The following is an 18,611-nucleotide window of genomic DNA, read 5'->3' as shown; positions in this document are numbered from 1 at the left end:
CAGATCAAGGCGATGGACGCCATCGGATCAGATGGGTATCATGCGTGCGCGTTGCACTCGTAGCTCAGCTGGATAGAGTACTGCCCTCCGAAGGCAGGGGTCGTGGGTTCGAATCCCGCCGAGTGCGCCATATCAAAAAGCCCTGGGCCTGTGCCCGGGGCTTTTTCGTTTGTGCGACATGTCGCGTTTCTGGCACTCCCGTGCCATGGGTCATTGGTGTTAGCGTGGGCGTCTTCCCGTTTCCCAACGGGTGACCCACAACAATGATTGGCGAAGGAATGCGCACAACCATGCACCTGAAAAAACTTACCGCCACCACCCTGCTGCTGGCCAGCATCGGCCTGTTCACCCAACCGGCACAGGCCAACCTTACCCAGCAGCAGTCCGCGGCCATCGTCAAAGCCTTCGACGGCAGCGACCCAAGCGACTTCAAGCAGTTCCTCGGCAAGCTCAAAGGCAGCGACCTGGCCAAGGCCGACAACCTCGAGGCAACGCTCGATGCCTACCTGGCCGGCAAGCCACTGGCCGCCGAGCAGCAGAACGAAATCAACCGCCTGCTCGGCCTGTACACCCGCATCAAGTACGGCAAGGCCGCCAGCGAAACCCTGCGTGAACTGGTGGCCATCCCCACCTTCAACGTCGAAGGCACACCTCAGCACGAAAATCCCGAATTTCTCAGGATCGCTGACAAGATCAAGGCCCTTGCCGAGAGCTTCGGCCTGGCATTCCGCAACATCGACAATCGGGTATACGAGATTTCGCTGGGCAGCGGCAAGGAAGTGGTCGGCATCCATGCCCACGCCGACGTGGTGCCGGTCAACCCGGACAACTGGAAACTGGCCGATGGCACGCGCCTGGACCCGTTCAAGGTTACCTTGGTCGGCGACCGCATGTACGGCCGTGGCACCGAAGACGACAAGAACGGCATTGTCGTGGCGATGTATGCACTGAAAGTGGCCAAGGACGAGAACCTGCCTCTGGCTCGTCAGTTCAAGCTGCTGATCGACACCACTGAAGAAACCAGCGGTGATGCCATCCCCTACTACTTCGAGCGCAACCCCACGCCCGACTACAACCTGGCCCTCGATGGCGGCTACCCGGTGGTCATCGCCGAGAAAGGCTACGGCACGATCATGGCCAGCTTCAGCAAGCGCCAGGCCAGTGGCAAGGGTGCCGAGATCGTCAACCTGACCGGCGGCCTGGCCACCAACCAGATCCCGACCACCTCGGTCGCGACCCTGGTCACCGACAACCCGGCGAAGCTGGCCAGCCAGCTGGAAAAAGCCGGCGCCGATTACGTGAAGCGCAATGGCGGCGACTTCAGCATCGCTGCCAAGGCCGATGGCAAGCAGGTATTGCTCACCGTGACCGGCGTTTCCGCCCACTCTTCGGAGCCGGAGTCCGGGGTCAACCCGGTGGCGCGCATGCTTGGTTTCATCAACGGCCTGGGCAAGGATGTACCACTCAAGCACAACCACTTCACCGATGCCGCCCGCTATGCCGACGACAACTGGGGCCTGGACTACCTGGGCAACAAGCTCGGCGTGGCCTTCAAGGATTCGTTCATGGGCCCGCTTACCGCCTCGCTGACCTTTGTCGGGGTGGATGAAAAAGGCCTGAAACTGGCGGTGAACCTGCGCATTCCGAAAGGCAAGCCAATTGCCACGATCAAGGACGAGCTGGCTGACAAACTGGGCAAATGGACCCGGCAGAGCCATACCTCGGTGGCCTTCGACTACAGCCTGGACGAGCCGATGTACCGCAACCCCGAGGGCGAATGGGTCAAGGCCTTGCTTGACGTGGCTACCGAGAACCTGGGCATGAAGCACGAGTTTGGTACCTCGGCGGGCGCCACCTCGGTACATGACCTGCCTAACGGCGTGCAGTTCGGCCTGGCCATGCCGGATGTGAAGTACACCGGGCACAACGACAACGAGTTCAAGACCGTGGAACAGTTCATGCTGGACTTGCAGGTGGTGAGCGAGATGGTGGCGCGGATCGGGCAGATGCCGAAGCTCTGATTGACTGTTACCGGCCTCTTCGCGGGCACGCCCGCTCCCGGAGGAATTACGCAACGATCGAAGTAAGTGCGATACCTGTGGGAGCGGGCATGCCCGCGAAGAGGCCGGTACAGGCGATCACCAATGACGTTTTTCAATCGACTCGATGCCGTTTCCTGCATTGCCGTGCAGAGCGCCGTGCCGGATGCTTTATTTACTCCGAGACATCGCTTTTTCCCCAGCAGAGGCCCGTATGAAGACCGTCGAACAACTCCTCAAGACCAAGTCCCAGCACCAGACCGTATACACCATCGGCCCGGATGACTCGGTACTCGACGCCCTGAAGCTGCTGGCGGAGAAAAACGTCGGTGCGCTACCGGTGGTCGAGGCCAACCAGGTGGTGGGTATCGTCAGTGAACGGGACTATGCGCGCAAGCTGGTGCTCAAAGGCCGCTCGTCTGCCGCTACCCCCGTGCGCGAGATCATGAGTGCTCCGGTGGTCACCGTGGAACCGAAGCAGAACCTCGAGTACTGCATGAACCTGATGACCAACCGCCACCTGCGCCACCTGCCGGTGGTCAGCAATGGCGAGCTGCTGGGCCTGCTGTCGATCGGTGACCTGGTAAAGGAAACCATCGCTGAACAAGCAAACCTGATTCTGAAACTGGAGCAATACATCCGCGGTGAATGAAGCGCCTCAATGGTAGGCGCGCTCCAGTTCGTCCAGCTGATGGTCGAAGCTGCGCAGGCGCGCCGACCAGGTGTACACCAGCACTTCCAGGTCCCGGTTGAGTACGGCGGTGTTGCCATGGCCGCTACGGGTTGGCTCGCCCAAATCCAATTGGTAGCGTTCACGGGCCATGGCCTGGGCCACGCTGGACAGGTCACGGGCATTGGCCAGCCAGTGGTGATGGTGGTCGTGAACTTCGCGGTCGAGCAAGCGGCACTGGCGTTTCAGGGCATCCAGGCTCTGCTCCAGCGGGGTGCCCTTGAGCTCGCCCATGACCTCTTCGAAGGTGCGCCCCGAATGCCAGTAGCTGCCCCAGAAGTAGCGGTCGAACACCGTCTCGACGCGGCGCAGCGCGACCTTGGTGTTCCAGATGGTCAGCAATGTTCGCCCCTGCACCACCTCGCGCTTGTTCAGGTGCAGTTGCTGCCAGGCGATCCAGGCCAGCGCGACCAGTGCAACCGCCACAGTGACAGCGGCAGCGGCGTACAGGAAGTGCACTGCCTGGTTCATCTGTTGCGTTTGCCTGATGCCGTAGAAATAACTGGCCGTCAAGGTGCCCAGGATCGTCACGGAGCACCAGAAACCTGGTGCGTAGGGATCTTTCATCGCGCTATCCCCTTGTTGTTTTCCTGAGCATAGCAACGGCCAATCACTCGTCAGGCACCACTCGGCGCTTTATTTTTTACGCAGGTGCAGCGCCTCGTTCAGTTGGTCGATCATTGGAATCCAGTCGTCATCAGCGATGTACTTCTCTTTCAGGAAAGCGCGCTGGGAATCGTTCCAGAAAGGTGCATCAACCAGCTTTACATCATCGTCGAGCGGCGAATGGGTGCTGATGAAACGGTCGATTTCGACCGGATCGTCAGACAGCCCCAGCTGTTTGAAAATCTCGGACAAAGGATGAATCGGCTTTTCCATGGTTCCTCCTCGTCGCCAGACCGGTCGTCGACGATGCCGGCCCGGCATGGGTTGAGAGCATCAGCTGAGCTCACACACTTCGGCGCGCGGCACCAGCTTCAGATATTGCTCCATGCTCATGTGAATCAGATGATCATGATCACCTGCCTCCAGATAGACATCGCCTTGGCGGGTAAGACTCGAATCAAGCAGCATCTTTATCTGGTAGGCATCGCCGAGCGCCGGCACGGCACCGCGCTCGCAGTCACCGAACAGGCTCGGCAGGCCGCTTTCACGGGTCAGTTGCCAGGCCCCGGACATGCGCACCTTGGTCATGTCCAGATGCCGGTTGGCCGGTAGCACGGCCATGATGTAGTTGCCATGACGGTCATCGAGCATCACCGACTTGGCGACCCGCTCGGCGGGTACGCCGGCCGTACGGGCCGACTCCAGGCTGGTGGCTGAATGGGGATGGGGAATGATGTCGTAATCGCAGTTGGCCTTGTCCAGGCGATCCTGCAGGGTCTTTGCCATACGCATGATGCACCTCCGGTTTCGCCCCCCAATTTCCAATTTTAGGCCGGGTACCAGCAGGCAGGGCTAAACTTGTGCAATAGAGGCAAACGAGGTGACGACAGGTGATCACCCGCTGCTGGCGCTGGCTGTTGCTGCTGTTGCTGCTTGGTATCACGCCAGGTGGTCAGGGAGCGCCCGGCTCAGTCTGGGTGCTGGGCATCGATGACGCCATCGGCCCGGCGAGCGCTGACTACCTGGTGCGCAGCCTCGACCAGGCCAAAGCGCAGGGCGCGCAGCTGGTGGTAGTCCGCATGGACACTCCAGGCGGCCTCGACAGCGCCATGCGCCAGATGATCAAGGCGATTCTCGCCAGCCCCGTGCCAGTCGCAACTTTCGTCGCCCCCAGTGGGGCCCGCGCCGCCAGCGCCGGTACTTATATTCTCTATGCCAGCCATGTCGCGGCCATGGCGCCCGGTACCAACCTAGGTGCCGCCACGCCCGTGCAGATCGGCGCCCCACCAGGCACCCCCAAGGACGACAAGGCCAAAGGCAGTGGTGACCAAACCCTCGCGCGCAAGCAGGTCAACGATGCGGCGGCCTACATTCGTGGCCTCGCGCAGCTGCGTGGACGAAATGCCGACTGGGCGGAGAAGGCCGTGCGCGAGGCGGTCAGCCTCTCCGCCAGCGAGGCATTGCGGCTCGACGTTATCGACCTGGTGGCCGATGACCTGCCCGACCTGCTACGCAAACTCGATGGCAAGAATCTCACTGTCGCTGGCCAGCCCTTGCAACTGCAGACGGCCGGCGCCAGCCTGGTCGAACATCTACCGGACTGGCGCACACGGGTACTGGCGGTCATCACCAACCCCAGCGTGGCGCTGATCCTGATCATGATCGGCGTGTACGGCCTGCTGTTCGAATTCATGAACCCCGGCTCTACGGTGGGCGGCGTGGTCGGCGGCATCTGCCTGCTGCTGGCGCTGTATGCCCTGCAACTACTGCCGGTGAGCTTCGCCGGGGTGGCGCTGATATTGCTCGGTATCGCCTTCATGATCGCCGAAGCGTTCCTGCCCAGTTTCGGTGTGGTCGGCTTTGGCGGCATCGTCGCCTTTGTGGTCGGTGCGCTGATCCTGATCGACACTGATGCGCCTGGTTTCGGCATCCCGCTGGCTCTGATCGGCACACTGGCGGTGCTATCGGCGCTGCTGATCGGTGGTGTGCTGAGCATGGCCCTCAAGGCCCGGCGACGGGCGCTGGTCAGCGGTGACGCCGGCCTGGTCGGGAGCCTGGTCACCGTCACCCAAGTAATGGCGGGCAACCCGTTCTGTGGCTTTGTGCTGGCCCAGGGCGAGCAATGGCAGGCGCAGTGTGCAACGCCACTGCAAGCGGGCCAGAACGTGCGGGTGACCGCGCGCCATGGCGTCATGCTGGAAGTGAGCGCCGCCGCGCCCGCGGCGCAAGGAGAATGACCATGTTCATGCAATTGGGCTTCGGCGCGGTGCTGATCGTGCTGATGATGCTGTTGCTGTCGGCGTTCCGCATCCTGCGTGAATACGAGCGCGGCGTGGTGTTCCAACTGGGGCGCTTCTGGCAGGTGAAGGGACCGGGGCTGATCCTGTTGATCCCGGTGATCCAGCAAATGGTGCGGGTCGACCTGCGCACCGTGGTGCTGGACGTACCACCGCAGGATGTGATTACCCGCGACAACGTCTCGGTCAAGGTCAATGCCGTGCTGTACTTTCGCGTGCTCGACCCGCAGAAGGCGATCATCCAGGTCGAGGATTTCCTCGTGGCGACCAGCCAGCTGGCCCAGACCACACTGCGCGCGGTGCTCGGCAAGCACGAACTGGATGAACTGTTGGCCGAACGCGAGCAGCTGAACTCGGACATTCGCCAGGTGCTGGATGCACAGACCGATGCCTGGGGTATCAAGGTGGCCAACGTCGAGATCAAGCACGTCGACCTCAACGAATCGATGGTGCGTGCCATCGCCCGCCAGGCAGAGGCTGAGCGTGAACGGCGAGCCAAGGTGATCCATGCCGAGGGTGAGTTACAGGCGTCGGAGAAGCTTATGCAGGCAGCGCAGATGCTGAGCAAGGAGCCGGGAGCGATGCAGTTGCGTTACATGCAGACGTTGGGGACGATTGCCGGGGACAAGAGCTCGACTATCGTCTTTCCGCTGCCGGTGGATTTGCTCAAGGGGTTGGTGGACAAGCAGAAATAGGGCAGGCCGCTACGCAATCCCTGCAGGAGCGGCCTTGTATCGCGATGGGCTGCAAAGCAGCCCTTGGGCCTATCAGACAGGCGCGCGGCGCAGGGTGGCCAGGAAGGTGGCCGCACCAATGAACAACCCGGCGAACGTCCGGTTCAAACGCTTCTGCTGCTTGGGCGTACGCAGCAAGCGCAACACCCGCGCAGCCAACCCGGTATACCCCGCCATCACCAGCATATCCACGGTGACCATGGTCACGGTGATCGCCACATACTGCGGCAGCAGCGGTTCATGCGGGTTGATGAACTGCGGCAGCACCGCCAGCATGAACACCAGTGCCTTGGGGTTGCTGACGTTGACCAGGAAGCCACGGAACACCAGGCTCAGCGGTTTACCGATCGGGCGCACGGCGGATTCATCACTCATGTCCATCGGCAAGGCTCGCCATTGCTTGTAGGCCAGGTAGACAAGATAGGCGACGCCGAACCATTTGATGATCTGGAAGGCCGTGGCCGAGGCGGCCAGGATGGCGCCGACGCCGGCGGCAATGATGGCGATCTGCACGATCAGGCCCAGTTGCAGGCCCAGGGCGTTCCAGTAACCACGCCAGAAGCCGTATTGCAGGCCGCTGGACATCGAGGCAATCGCCCCGGCACCGGGTGAAAGGCTGATCACCCAACAGGCGGCAAAGAAGCCCAACCACACTTCCATCGACATCACACACCTCGCTCGAACATATGTTGCAAAACGTTAAGCTAAGGTGTTGGTGAAAAAATAACCAGTAAATTTTGCAGGTTTTGTTCTGCCTGTACCCGCGGAGAGGCCGTTGCAAATTCAGTCAACCTCGACAGGCGACTCTTTGTGCATGGACTGCACCTCAGCCCCGCGCCAGCGCCGTACCGACTTCTGGAAGAACTGGCTATTGGGCACCTGCACCAGCGCCCCGCCCGCCTCGGGCATTTCCATCAGTGTGGTGAACAGCAGGTTGATGGCAATCACCCGGCCCTTGACGCCCGGCTTGTCCAGGGTGTCGACCAGTTCGACCACGTCACCGATACGAAACGGCCCTACGGTGAAGATCAGCACGGCGCACAGCAGGTTGGACAGCACGCTCCACATGGCGAAGAAGGCCACCGCCGCCACCGCGACGAAGCCGGACAGTGCTGTCCACAGCACAGTCGCCGACACACCCAGGCGCTCCAGCACGAACAGCAACGCGCTGCCCATGATCAGCCAGCGCAGGCTGCCACGCACCGGTACCAGCAGCTCCGGCGGCAACGGGTAACGCTGGCTCAGGCGACTCAGACCGCGTGCAACGATGCGCTGCAGGACGAAGGCCGCTACCAGGATCAACAGGATCTGCAAGCCCAACCAGAAAGTGTCCATCCATTGCCCTGGCAGCAGCGAACGCAGTTCCTCCATCAGGACAGCGCCTCAAGCTCGGCCTGCATGCTTTCGAGGGTTTCCAGGGCTTCCATCCAGGCCTCTTCCAGTTCACCTTCGCGCTGCTTCAGCTTGGTCTGGCGCGCCAGCAGGTCACGCAACTCGTCCTTTCGCGACGCGTCGTAGAGGCCACCATCACCCAATGCGGTCTCGATCTCGGCCAGTTGCGCGTGCACCTGGTTAAGCTCGGCTTCAAGTTTGTCGGCGGCCTTCTTGTGCGGGGCCAGTTGCTGGCGCAAGGCCGCGGCAGCCTGGCGCTGGGCTTTCTTGTCGGTCTTGTCCGGGTTGACCGGGGCTGTACTCGCCGGCGCGCTGCGCTGGCGGTACTCGACCAGCCAGCGGCTGTAGTCGTCCAGGTCACCATCGAAGATGTCGACCTTGCCGTCAGCCACCAACAGGAAGTCGTCGGTAGTGCTCTTGAGCAGGTGACGGTCGTGCGATACCACCACCACGGCACCGGCAAACTCCTGCAGGGCCATGGTCAGCGCCAGGCGCATTTCCAGGTCGAGGTGGTTGGTCGGTTCGTCGAGCAGCAGCAGGTTCGGGCGCTCCCAGGCGATCAAGGCCAGCGCCAGGCGAGCCTTCTCACCACCGGAGAAGTTCACCACCGGCTCGTCGACGCGGTCGCCATGGAAGTCGAAACCGCCCAGGAAGTCGCGCAGGGTCTGCTCACGCTCGGTGGGGGCAATGCGCTGCAGGTGCAACAGCGGGCTGGCCTTGTCATCCAGCGAATCCAGCTGGTGCTGGGCGAAGTAGCCCACGGCCAGGTTCTCACCCCGCACCAGGCGGCCCGACAATGGCTCGAGCTCGCCAGCGAGGTTCTTGATCAGGGTCGACTTGCCAGCGCCGTTGGGGCCGAGCAGGCCAATGCGTGCACCGGGGGTGAGCTGCAGCTTGACCTTGTCGAGGATCGCCTTGTTACCGTAGCCCAGGCGGCCTTCGGACAGGCTGAGCAGCGGGCTGGAGATTTTCTGCGACTCGCGGAAAACGAAGTCGAACGGCGAATCGACATGCGCCGCCGACAGCTCTTCCATGCGCTCCAGGGCCTTGATCCGGCTCTGTGCCTGGCGGGCCTTGGTGGCCTGGGCCTTGAAGCGGGCAATGTACTTTTCCATGTGCGCACGCTGGGCCTGCTGTTTCTCGTAGGCCTGCTGCTGTTGCGCCAGGCGCTCGGCCCGGGTGCGCTCGAAGGCGGTGTAGCCGCCTTTGTACAGGTTCAGCTTGCGCTGCTCGACATGGAGCACATGGTCGACCACGGCATCGAGGAAGTCGCGGTCGTGGGAGATCAGCAACAACGTGCCGGGGTAGCCCTTGAGCCAGTCCTCCAGCCACAGGATAGCGTCCAGGTCCAGGTGGTTGGTGGGCTCGTCGAGCAGCAGCAGGTCGGACGGGCACATCAGGGCCTGGGCCAGGTTCAGGCGCATCCGCCAGCCACCGGAGAAGTCGCCGACGCGGCGGTCCATCTGTTCGTTGGTGAAACCAAGGCCGGCCAGCAACTTGCGGGCGCGGGCGTCGGCGGTATAGCCGTCGGCGCTATCCAGCTCAATGTGCAGGCGTGCCAGGGCGGTACCATCATGGGCCTGCTCGGCCGCGGCCAGCTCGGACTGGACCTTGCGCAGGCGCACATCACCGTCGAGCACATAGTCCACGGCCAGGCGGTCGAGGGTATCGACCTCCTGGCGCATGTGGGCGATGCGCCAGTCACCGGGCAGCTGGCAGTCGCCGGCATCGGGCGACAGCTCACCGCGCAGCAAGGCGAACAGGCTGGATTTCCCGGCGCCGTTGGCGCCGATCAGGCCGGCCTTGTGACCGGTGTGCAGGGTCATCTCGGCGCCTTCTAGCAAGCGCTGCGGACCACGCTGTAAAGTGAGGTTGGATAGTCTGATCATGATGGTCGCGGAGTCTACCAGCTTCCTCGGCCCATAGCGCGAGTGGAACCATGCACACCGACCTGTGGAATCACGCCCTGGCCCTGTACGCCAGGCCCGGCGTAGAAGCCGCCTGCCTAGAACTGCAGGCGCTGGGTGGCGATGTCTGTCTGCTGCTGTGCGCAACCTGGCTGCAGGTGCGTGGCGTGGCCGTGCGAAAGGAACGCGTGACAGTATTGCGCGAGATTACCGAGCCCTGGCAGCGCGACGTGATCAAGCCATTGCGCTGCTTGCGCCAACAGTGGCAAGCAGCAGCGCAAAGTGATGCGCAGCTGGCGGTGTTGCGTGAGCAGGTGAAGGTATTGGAATTACAGGCCGAGAAGGCCTTGCTGGAGCGCCTGCAGGAGCGTTCGCGACAGTGGCCGGTTGGCGCCCATGAGCCCACGGATGGCTGGCTGGCCCGGCTGGCGCCGGACCAGGCCCGCCACCACGACGCGCTGGTTGAGTTGCGCGTCGCGGCGGCAGCGCTTCAGGACGCCGAAGACGGTGCCTGAACCGGGTTGCTGGCAGATGCCGATGGCGCTACCGAAGCTGCCGGCGTGGCCGAGTTGGTCGCAGCGGCTGGAGTGCTGGCGGCTGGCGTAGCTGGTTTGGCTTCGGCTGGCTTGCTGGCAACAGGCTTGGCAGTTGCTGGTTTGGCAGCCGTACGTGCTGGGGCCTTGGCAGCAGCGGGTTTCGCGGCCGGCTTGGCGGCAGCGGGCTTGGCTGCAGGCTTGGCAGCGGCAGTGGCCTTGGCGGCTGGCTTGGCTGCAGGTTTGGCAGCAGCACTGGCCTTGGCGGCTGGCTTGGCTGCAGGTTTGGCAGCAGCACTGGCCTTGGCGGCTGGCTTGGCCGCAGGTTTGGCAGCAGCACTGGCCTTGGCGGCTGGCTTGGCTGCAGGTTTGGCAGCGGCAGTGGCCCTGGCGGCTGGCTTGGCTGCAGGTTTCGCTGCAGCAGCCTTGGTGACGGGTTTGGCGGCTGCCGGTTTGGAGGTCTTGGCAGCACGCTGGTCAAGGGCCTTGGCTGCAGCTTCGCGAACCTTGCCTACACCTTGGGCCAGCTTGAGGCTGTCCTGCGCATCGCGCTTGAGTTGCTGAATATAAGAACGAGTCTGGGTTTGACGTTCCTTGAGGGAATCGAGCAGTTCTTCAAGTTCGCCAATGGCTTTTTGCGCCTTGGTCTGCGCCTTGGCTTTACCTGCCTTGGCCGCGTCTTGCAGTTTCAGGCGACCGTTGTGCAGTTTTTCCTGGGCCTTGCCACGCTGCTTTTCCAACTTGGCCAGCAGTTTTTCCGCATCAGCCAGCGCTTGCGAGCAGGCATCTTCCAAGTGTTCGAGCAAGCTGCCCGAAAGTTGCTGGAGCAGGTGTAACGGCGTGCTTACTGGCTTCTTTTTAGCCGACATGGTTTACCTCCTGGCTGACGAGATTGCGGCTCATACTATGCTTCTGCTGCTACCGCCGCTAGGGCATGTTGACAGTATTGTTTACGCCGCGTTGCATGCCTGGGCAAAGTTGTTATCTTGCAGCTCCGAGCAAGTGTAGTTGCTGAATAAATCATTGCTGATATTTGGCAATTATCTGTATTGCACATCCGTCTGTAGGAGCGGCCTTGTGTCGCGATGGGCTGCGGAGCAGCCCCTGGGTTTCAGCACCACCGCAGATATTGCCGGGGCTGCTTCGCAGCCCTGTCGCGACAAAAGGCCGCTCCTACAAGGACAGCGAGCACACAATACAAAACTGAACACTGGCATACTTCCCCGCTCATTGGCGCAGGAACTGACCATGCCTCGATATCTTGTTTTAGGTTTATGCCTGCTGGCACCCATCGCCCTGGCCGACAGCGAAGAACATGACCTCGCCTACAGCATCGGCGCCAGCCTGGGTGAGCGGCTGCGCCAGGATATGCCGGGCCTGCAGCTGGATGCGCTGGTAGAAGGCCTGCGCCAGTCCTACCAGGGGCAACCGCTGAAACTCGAAAAGGCACGCATGCAGGCCTTGCTCCAGCAACAGGAAGCGCAGGAAGGCGATGCCGCCATCCAGAAACTTCAAGCTGCCGAAACACGCTTCATGGCCAACGAGCGTGGTCGCCATGGCGTACATGAACTACCGGAGGGCGTGCTCTACAGCGAACTGCAAGCAGGTATGGGCGCGCAGCCCAAAGCCGGTGGCAAGGTGCAGGTGCGCTACGTGGGCAGGCTGCCAGACGGTTCGGTGTTCGACCAGAACCAGACGCCCCAGTGGTTCAGCCTGGACTCGGTAATCAAGGGGTGGCAGGTGGCCTTGCCAAAGATGCGCACCGGCGCCAAATGGCGCCTGGTGATTCCCTCAGCGCAAGCTTATGGCGCCGAGGGCGCGGGCGACCTTATAGAACCTTATACACCCTTGGTGTTCGAGATCGAACTGCTGGCGGTTGGCGACTGACGCCAACCCTCAGGCCTGGACCGCGCCTTCTTCCTTGTGCGCGTTGTGCAACACTTCGATCAGGCAGTCTTCCAGTTCGAAGCGCTCGTGCAGCAGGCCACCCAGCTTGCCCAGCTTTTCGGCAAAGCGTTCGGTGTCCTTGCACTCACCCTTGGCGCAATGGTCATTGAAGGCCAGTGCGATCTGCGTACTGTCGTTGATCCGTGGGTTGATCTCTTCCGCCAGCTTCAGCGCCTTCTGGTCGCCGAAGGCCTTGGCCTCACTGACCAACTGCTCGCAGACTTCGAAATGCCACGCCGAAACGTAGTCCACAAGGAGCGCGCAAAACTCCCCGTTCGTGTCCTTGTCGGCGAAGGCCGGCCTGGCATCGCGCAGTGCGCGGAAAGCCTGCACCAGTTCCTGGCGCTCCTCCAGCCAGCGGTCGATCAGTTTGTGAACCCCACCCCAGCGTTCCTGAGCGTTCTGACAACTATCGAGCATGGCGATCTCTTCCCTTCTGGGTAGATGCCGCTGCACCTCGCACCACGACCGTGCAGCACAAAGGTGACATCAGCAGGCGGCATCGAGCAGTTGTGTTTTCGGTATGCGTGCTGGGAGATTATTCCCGCGCGTGCTGCCCTTCAAGGTACGCAGCGGACAAAGTTCATACAAGTGTTTAATACCCTGTTACACGGCCATTGGTCGTGCCAATGGTGCAACCTTGCGCCAGGTCATGTTCTCGCCAGTGTGCGGAAACGATACGCCAGCAGGCAACTCAAGGGCAGTACCGCCAGCAGCAGGAAGGCCAGCAGGCTCCACTCGGGCAGGGTCAGGTCGAGAAAGCTCCAGGTCAGCGAGTTGCAATCCGGCCCACCGAACAACAATTGCCGAGCCGCCTCGCCCCAGGATTGCTCGAACAGCCGCCCGAGCGGCACAGGGCAGACAGAGATGGCCCCGTCATCCCCTTGTAACCAGACATGTCGCGCTGCCAGCAACGCCCCAGCCAGGGAACACCCCAGCGTTGCCCGCGCGTAACAGCGAATGCCCGCCGTACCCGGTGCGTGCAGCACCGCCGCCAGGCACACCAGCGCGTATACGCCAAGCAGCAGCCGCTGGCTGAAACACAACGGGCAGGGCACCAGGCCCAGTACGCTTTCCAGGTGAAAGGACGCGGCCAGTACCGCCAATGCAGCAAGGCAGGCAGGTAGGAAAAAGGTGCGTAAACGGGCCGGCAACATGGGCGGTGAAGGTCCCGGGATAATGAAGTGGCTTGAAACGGTAGAGGAAAGACGCGCTTTGTTTCAAGGCGCGACAGCAACGACAAGTCGCTGAATCGCGAAGGAAATTTCCAATCATGAAGTAGGAAATATCTGAAGAAATGGACTGCAGATCTAACTTACATCGAAAGAAAAGTTACCCGCCCCCGGGGCCCGCACCTTTGCGCGGCCCCCAGGGTAGGTCAGGCGCGTACGCCTTCGGGCAAAGGCAGGGCTAGCAGGCGCTCGTCCAACAGGCCGAGGCCCTCCTGGAACAGCTGGTTGCTGCGCTCTGTTTCGCCAAGGCCGGCGAGCAGGCGCGCCAGCTCGGCACAGGCCTCGGGGTTGCGCTCCATGCGCAGGCTGCTTTCCAGGTAGTCGCGCGCTTTGCCCCACAGGCGGTTCTGCAGGCTCAGACGGCCCAGGGTAAGCAGCAGGCTGGCGTCTTGCGGGTGGGCCTTGAGCCAACCTTCGGCAGTTTGCAGCTGGCGCGCAGGGTCATCGCCGCGCACCAGGCCATACAGGCGGGCCAAGTGGCTTTCGTATTCACGCTTCAGGGCAGTGCGTAGCACTTGTTCGGCTTCGCTCTGGGCGCCCACCTGGCGCAATTGCTCGGCATAGGCCAGCACCAGCTGTGGCTCCTGGCGCTGGGCTGCGGTCAGTTGCTGCCAGGCGCGCTCCAGGGCCTGACGGGCACCTTGCGCGTCCTCGCCACGGGTGGTGGCCAGGCTCAGGTTCTGGCCCCAGGCACGTTGCTCCAGGGCAGCCAGCTCGGCGGCAGGCAGCACCTTGCCCTTGCGCAGGTCGGGCAGCAGGCGAATCAGTGCCGACCAGTCGCCGCGCTCCAGGTACAGGCGCTGCAGCAGGCGCAGCACCTGACCGTTGTGCGGGTGGCGCTCCTGCATGGCCAGCAGGGTTTCCAGGGCGCCGTCGCTTTCGCCACGGTCCATCTGCAACTGTGCATGAGTAAGGGCGATAGCCAGTTCCGCTTGCGGCTGGCGCTCCAGGGCACGTTCAAGCAGGTTGTCGCTGTCCTCGGTTCGGCCTTGCTCGTTGGCAGCACGCGCGGCACCGAGGTAATACAGCAACGGCTGGCGCTCGGCCTCGGCGGCACGATGCAGATGCCGCTGGGCACTGGCCCAACGGCCCTCGGCGAGGTCCAGTTGGCCCTGCTCGATGGCCAGACGAACGCGCCGGCTGCGATTACGCCGGGACCACGGGTTGACCACGCCGCTGGAGGTCAGCACCAGGCCGACCAGATAGCGCACCAGCCACAGCAGCAACACCACAGCCAGCAAGCCGGCCAGTGCCGCCCACAGCCCCGACTGGTAGCGGAAGCTGCCATACGAGATCAGCACGTAGCCGCTGTGCTTGGCGACCGCGATACCCAGCGCCGCGGCGACCACGATCGCCAGCACGGCCAGCAGGTAGACACGCTTCATGGCTTGCCCCCTTCAGCCTCGGCCGGCAGGTGGCGGCGCTGTATATAGGCCTGCACTGCGGCCAGGCTTTCACTGAGGTCAGGGGTTACCACCGACACCGGCTGCTCGGCCAGGGCATTGAGGCTGTCAAGCATGGCCTTGCTTTGCGGGTTGTCGGCGTTGAAGTTGGCCAGCAGCACGCTGCGAGCGTCGTCCAGCGCCTGGGTGTAGACCTTGCTATCGCCATTGAGCGCTGCCCACTGGGCCTGCTCGATGGTCAGGCTCAGGGCCAGGCGCAGCTGGTTCAGTTGCTGCCCGGCCAGCAGCGGGCGCACATTGTCATCGGCGTTGAAGTCGATCTGGAAGTACTTGGAGATCTCGGCCCACCACTGGGACAGGCGACTGGCGCCATCACCATCGGCGGTTAGCGCGCCCAGGGCATCGGCATTGGTGTCGAACTCCGGCGACTGGGCGCTGAGTTGCTGCACCAGCTCGCGCTGAGCCGCCAGTTTCAGGAACAGGCCGGTACGGTCCGGTTGCTGGGTGCTGTTGAGCGTGGCCAGGCTGCGCGCCAGTTGCTCACGGGCGGCGAAAGCACCCGGATCGCTCTGCTCGCGCAGGATCTCGTCGGCACCCTCTACCAAGGCCTTGGCACTGGTGATGTCCTGCAGCGCCGACAGGCGCAGGGTGGCGAGGCGCAGCAGGTGCTCGGCCTCGGCCAGGCGCCATTCCTTGCGGCTTTCGCCCAGAATGGTTTCCAACCGCTGGCTGAGGCGTTGCTGATCGCCTTGCAGTTGTGCCACCAGGCGGCGGCGGTCCTCCAGCTCGCTGGCCGCCGGCAGGCTGGCCAGTTGCGCGCTGATCTGCTGTTCACGCTGCTGCAGGGCCTCGGCGCGCTGGTTGAGCGCCTCGATGTGCTGGCCCTGGTTGAATTCGCTGCCTTGCAGTTGACGTACCTGCCAGACACCCCAGCCACCTACCGCTACCCCGGCCGCGCCCAACAGCAGGGCCAGCGTTGCCAGACCACTGCCGGAGCGCTTGGCAGGTGGGGCGGTGACGGGTTCCGCCGGCGCCTGTGCCGACGGCTGATCGTTATTGGACAAGACAGTCTCGCTCACGTATCCATCCTTTGCATGGGGGCGCATCGCGTTCAGCTTAGCGCCTTAAGAGGCAGGTGCAGCGCTGCGCTGCACGGCTGCCAGCAAGGCCGTGGCACTGGCGCCACGGCAATCCACAACCTGTTGGGCTCCGGCGGCCCTTGCCTGATCGGCAACCCGAGGGCTGGGCACGAACAGCGGCAGACGCGCGAGCTGCGGCCAATCGGCGCCGGCCATCTGCTGCAAGTGTTCAAAACCCTGCCCACTGCTGACCACCAGGCCATTGAGGCGTTCCGCTTCGATGCGGCGCATCAGGGTGCCCACCGGGTAAGCCGGCAGGCAGCGACGATACAGTTCCAGATAATCGACACTAGCACCTTGCTCTGCAAGACGCTCTGCCAGCAGTTCGCGACCTCCCACACCACGAACGATCAAGATCCGTGGTGCCGGCACGGCAACTGCCTGGCGCAGGGCCGGCAGCGCCAGCAACGCTTCGCTGTCATCGCCACGTGGGGGGAAGCTCACCGCCAGGCCCGCACCTTGCAGCACGGCGGCGGTCGCTTCACCCACGGTGAACCAGCCTTGCACCGGGGGCTGCAGGCCGGCATCGGCCAGTTGCTCAAGCATCAACCGGGCTGCCGGCTTGCTGACCACGATGATCGCCTGGAAGCCCTGCAGGCCTTCCAGCAACAGGCGTTGCTGGTTATTCACAACGACGGGCTCGATAGCCAGCAGCGGCAGGCAGCTGCTGGCTATCCCCTCCGCTGCCAGGCTTTGCGCCAGTGCCGCACAGTCCTCGGCAGGCCGGGTCAGCAACAGGCGCCACGAACTCACGGGTGGCCGGCCTCGCCGTAGACTTCCTTGAGGATGGCCTCGGCGCCCTGCCCCAGCAGGTCCTCGGCCACCTGCACGCCCAGGGTTTCGGCGGCAGTACGTGGTGCGCGGGCATCGGCCACCAACAGGGTACCGCCGCTGGGTTGGCCTACCAGGCCACGCAGCCACAGCTGGTCACCTTCAAGCACCGCATAGCAGGCAATCGGTACCTGGCAGCCACCATTCAGGCGCTTGTTCAGGGCACGCTCGGCCACCACCCGGTCGGCAGTATCGGCATGGTGCAGCGGCGCCAGCAGTGCATGGATTTCGTGGTCGGCACTGCGACATTCGATACCCACCGCACCCTGGCCGCCTGCCGGCAGGCTGTCATCGACGCCGATGGCGGAAGTGATGCGGTCCTCGAAACCCAGGCGAATCAAGCCGGCAGCGGCAAGGATGATAGCGTCGTACTCACCGGCATCCAGCTTGGCCAGGCGGGTGTTGACGTTGCCACGCAGGAAGCGGATTTCCAGGTCCGGGCGACGCGCCAGCAGCTGAGCCTGGCGGCGCAGGCTGGAGGTACCGACGATGCTGCCGGCAGGCAGCGCTTCGAGGTTGTCGAAGGTATTGGAAACGAAGGCATCGCGCGGGTCTTCGCGCTCACAGATGCAGTACAGGCCCAGGCCTTCAGGAAAGTCCATGGGCACGTCCTTCATCGAATGCACGGCGATGTCGGCTTCATTGTCCAGCAGGGCGGTTTCCAGTTCCTTGACGAACAGACCCTTGCCACCGATCTTCGCCAGCGGCGCGTCGAGGAGCTTGTCGCCACGGCTGACCATGGGCACAAGGGTCACCAGCAGACCGGGGTGGGCCTGCTCGAGGCGGGCTTTGACGTATTCGGCCTGCCACAAGGCCAAGGCACTTTTACGGGTGGCAATGCGGATTTCGCGAGTGGACATGGAACGCCCCGATCCAGAGAAATGCTGCCGATGATAACAGCATCGCCGGTATCGCTAGCAGATGTGGATCAGGATCCTGTGCTCACCTGTACCGTCCAATCGCCGGCAAGCCAGCTCCCACAGAAGCCGTGCAAGGCTCAACGCTGGCGCTATACCTGTGGAGCTTGTCAGCGATTGGGCCGGTCCAGGCTCAGAGGGTCTGCATCATCTTGCGCACACCGGCCACGTGGCGCCGGCTGACGGTCAGGGCGTCTCCGTCCAGGCCTTTCAGGTATAGCTGGAAATGCCCCAGCGGCGTGCGCTGCAGGCGTTCGATACGCTCACGGGCGACCAGCGCATTGCGGTGGATACGCACGAAGCGTTCGCCAAACTCGTCTTCCAAGGCCTTGAGCGGCTCGTCGAGCAGGACCTCCCCGGCCTCATGGCGCAAGGTCACGTACTTGTGGTCGGCAATGAAATAGATCACCTGTGGCAAAGGGATCAGCTCGATGCCTTTGCGCGTGCGGGCACTGATGTGGCTACGCGGGCCGCCACCTTCATTGGCTGGCCTGGTGAGCGCCGCCAACTGGGCCCGGTTGGGCTTTTCAGCCTTGCGCAAGGCATCGCGCAAGGCCTGGGCCTGGAAAGGTTTGGTCACATGGCTGAGGGTACTGTCCTTGAAAGCCTCGGCACCGTATTCATCGTCCCCGGTGCAAAACACCACCGCCGGCGGCGCCTCGCGCTCGCACAGGCGAGCAGCAACCTGCAGGCCGTCCAGGCCAGGCATGCCGATGTCCAGCAGGACCACATCGGGCTTGAGGCTTTCGATCAGCGCCAAGGCTTCTTCGCCGTTGGTGGCGCTAGGCTCCAGCACGGTGTAGCCCTCCAGTTCGCCGAGCAGCCGGCTGAGGCGCTCACGGCCTTGGGGTTCGTCATCAACGATCAGGACATTCATAATTGCGCTGGATTCCTGAATGAGTCT

Annotated in this window: 20 protein-coding genes and 1 tRNA gene; 7 read left to right on the top strand and 14 right to left on the bottom strand. The window is 63.0% G+C overall.

The genetic code is table 11. The features are described 5' to 3' along the window. Nucleotides 1–53 precede the first annotated feature (53 nt). From CAF92_RS06845 to CAF92_RS06835, 3 genes are all read left to right on the top strand, one after another. Nucleotides 54–130, top strand: a tRNA-Arg gene (locus tag CAF92_RS06845). A gap of 160 nt (nucleotides 131–290) precedes the next feature. Next, nucleotides 291–2,021: a dipeptidase gene (locus CAF92_RS06840; RefSeq protein WP_085599909.1), complete on the top strand. Its 1,731-nt coding sequence runs from the start codon at nucleotides 291–293 to the stop codon at nucleotides 2,019–2,021. A 232-nt stretch (nucleotides 2,022–2,253) separates the two neighbouring features. Continuing rightward, nucleotides 2,254–2,691, top strand: coding sequence for a CBS domain-containing protein (locus CAF92_RS06835; RefSeq protein ID WP_085599907.1), 438 nt, complete (start codon nucleotides 2,254–2,256; stop codon nucleotides 2,689–2,691). A 6-nt stretch (nucleotides 2,692–2,697) separates the two neighbouring features. Here the strand turns inward: CAF92_RS06835 and CAF92_RS06830 are convergent, their stop codons facing one another. The 3 genes from CAF92_RS06830 to CAF92_RS06820 all read right to left on the bottom strand — a co-directional run bounded on the left by CAF92_RS06830 (nucleotide 2,698) and on the right by CAF92_RS06820 (nucleotide 4,167). Then, entirely contained in the window at nucleotides 2,698–3,336 is a 639-nt protein-coding gene (locus CAF92_RS06830) for a hypothetical protein (RefSeq protein ID WP_046616414.1), read from the bottom strand. Between the two features lie 69 nt (nucleotides 3,337–3,405). Next, nucleotides 3,406–3,648 (bottom strand): DUF2789 domain-containing protein, encoded by a 243-nt coding sequence (locus CAF92_RS06825; protein WP_085599905.1) that lies wholly within the window; start codon nucleotides 3,646–3,648, stop codon nucleotides 3,406–3,408. A gap of 60 nt (nucleotides 3,649–3,708) precedes the next feature. After that, the gene (locus tag CAF92_RS06820) at nucleotides 3,709–4,167 is read right to left on the bottom strand and encodes an aminoacyl-tRNA deacylase (RefSeq protein WP_085599903.1); all 459 of its coding nucleotides are present in this window, start codon (nucleotides 4,165–4,167) and stop codon (nucleotides 3,709–3,711) included. A 98-nt stretch (nucleotides 4,168–4,265) separates the two neighbouring features. On the opposite strand from CAF92_RS06820, the gene CAF92_RS06815 reads away from it, so the two are divergent. Together CAF92_RS06815 and CAF92_RS06810 are read left to right on the top strand one after the other, a co-directional pair. Further along, nucleotides 4,266–5,612 (top strand): nodulation protein NfeD, encoded by a 1,347-nt coding sequence (locus tag CAF92_RS06815; protein WP_085599901.1) that lies wholly within the window; start codon nucleotides 4,266–4,268, stop codon nucleotides 5,610–5,612. Between the two features lie 2 nt (nucleotides 5,613–5,614). Then, entirely contained in the window at nucleotides 5,615–6,367 is a 753-nt protein-coding gene (locus CAF92_RS06810; RefSeq protein ID WP_046616417.1) for a slipin family protein, read from the top strand. Between the two features lie 72 nt (nucleotides 6,368–6,439). Here CAF92_RS06810 and CAF92_RS06805 read toward each other — a convergent pair whose 3' ends face one another. From CAF92_RS06805 to CAF92_RS06795, 3 genes are all read right to left on the bottom strand, one after another. Continuing rightward, the gene (locus CAF92_RS06805) at nucleotides 6,440–7,072 is read right to left on the bottom strand and encodes a LysE family transporter (protein ID WP_046616418.1); all 633 of its coding nucleotides are present in this window, start codon (nucleotides 7,070–7,072) and stop codon (nucleotides 6,440–6,442) included. Nucleotides 7,073–7,189: 117 nt separating this feature from the next. Next, entirely contained in the window at nucleotides 7,190–7,777 is a 588-nt protein-coding gene (locus CAF92_RS06800) for a mechanosensitive ion channel family protein (RefSeq protein WP_085599899.1), read from the bottom strand. Next, a complete protein-coding gene (locus CAF92_RS06795) occupies nucleotides 7,777–9,687 on the bottom strand; it encodes an ATP-binding cassette domain-containing protein (RefSeq protein ID WP_085599896.1) in 1,911 nt (636 codons plus the stop codon). The genes CAF92_RS06800 and CAF92_RS06795 overlap by 1 nt, the downstream gene beginning before the upstream one ends. Before the next feature lie 50 nt (nucleotides 9,688–9,737). Here CAF92_RS06795 and CAF92_RS06790 point away from each other — a divergent pair, with 50 nt between their 5' ends. Continuing rightward, nucleotides 9,738–10,220, top strand: a complete 483-nt coding sequence (locus tag CAF92_RS06790) for a TIGR02444 family protein (protein WP_085599894.1) — start codon at nucleotides 9,738–9,740, stop codon at nucleotides 10,218–10,220. Here the strand turns inward: CAF92_RS06790 and CAF92_RS06785 are convergent. Then, nucleotides 10,196–11,107, bottom strand: a complete 912-nt coding sequence (locus CAF92_RS06785; protein ID WP_085599892.1) for an AlgP family protein — start codon at nucleotides 11,105–11,107, stop codon at nucleotides 10,196–10,198. The genes CAF92_RS06790 and CAF92_RS06785 overlap by 25 nt on opposite strands. A 379-nt stretch (nucleotides 11,108–11,486) precedes the next feature. Between CAF92_RS06785 and CAF92_RS06780 the strand changes: the two genes are divergently transcribed. Further along, a complete protein-coding gene (locus tag CAF92_RS06780) occupies nucleotides 11,487–12,125 on the top strand; it encodes an FKBP-type peptidyl-prolyl cis-trans isomerase (RefSeq protein ID WP_085599890.1) in 639 nt (212 codons plus the stop codon). A 9-nt stretch (nucleotides 12,126–12,134) separates the two neighbouring features. On the opposite strand, the gene CAF92_RS06775 is transcribed toward CAF92_RS06780, so the two are convergent. From CAF92_RS06775 to CAF92_RS06745, 7 genes are all read right to left on the bottom strand, one after another. After that, nucleotides 12,135–12,605 carry an Rsd/AlgQ family anti-sigma factor gene (locus tag CAF92_RS06775; protein WP_046616425.1) on the bottom strand — a complete coding sequence of 157 codons (471 nt, stop codon included), beginning with the start codon at nucleotides 12,603–12,605 and terminating at the stop codon, nucleotides 12,135–12,137. 230 nt (nucleotides 12,606–12,835) lie between these two features. Then, complete coding sequence (locus tag CAF92_RS06770; protein ID WP_085599888.1) at nucleotides 12,836–13,342, bottom strand: disulfide bond formation protein B; 507 nt, start codon at nucleotides 13,340–13,342, stop codon at nucleotides 12,836–12,838. Nucleotides 13,343–13,563: 221 nt separating this feature from the next. Continuing rightward, nucleotides 13,564–14,802, bottom strand: coding sequence for a heme biosynthesis protein HemY (locus CAF92_RS06765; RefSeq protein WP_046616427.1), 1,239 nt, complete (start codon nucleotides 14,800–14,802; stop codon nucleotides 13,564–13,566). Next, nucleotides 14,799–15,899 (bottom strand): uroporphyrinogen-III C-methyltransferase, encoded by a 1,101-nt coding sequence (locus CAF92_RS06760; protein WP_046616428.1) that lies wholly within the window; start codon nucleotides 15,897–15,899, stop codon nucleotides 14,799–14,801. The genes CAF92_RS06765 and CAF92_RS06760 overlap by 4 nt, the downstream gene beginning before the upstream one ends. Before the next feature lie 45 nt (nucleotides 15,900–15,944). Next, nucleotides 15,945–16,712 carry a uroporphyrinogen-III synthase gene (locus tag CAF92_RS06755; protein ID WP_085599886.1) on the bottom strand — a complete coding sequence of 256 codons (768 nt, stop codon included), beginning with the start codon at nucleotides 16,710–16,712 and terminating at the stop codon, nucleotides 15,945–15,947. Then, nucleotides 16,709–17,650, bottom strand: a complete 942-nt coding sequence (gene hemC, locus CAF92_RS06750) for a hydroxymethylbilane synthase (protein ID WP_085599884.1) — start codon at nucleotides 17,648–17,650, stop codon at nucleotides 16,709–16,711. Before hemC ends, CAF92_RS06755 begins: the two co-directional genes overlap by 4 nt. 190 nt (nucleotides 17,651–17,840) lie before the next feature. Continuing rightward, entirely contained in the window at nucleotides 17,841–18,584 is a 744-nt protein-coding gene (locus CAF92_RS06745; protein ID WP_015268539.1) for a LytTR family DNA-binding domain-containing protein, read from the bottom strand. Nucleotides 18,585–18,611 lie beyond the last annotated feature (27 nt).

It is taken from the genome of Pseudomonas sp. B10(2017), from assembly GCF_002113295.1.
GTDB lineage: Bacteria > Pseudomonadota > Gammaproteobacteria > Pseudomonadales > Pseudomonadaceae > Aquipseudomonas > Aquipseudomonas pudica.
This window is presented reverse-complemented; position numbering and strand designations above follow the sequence as displayed.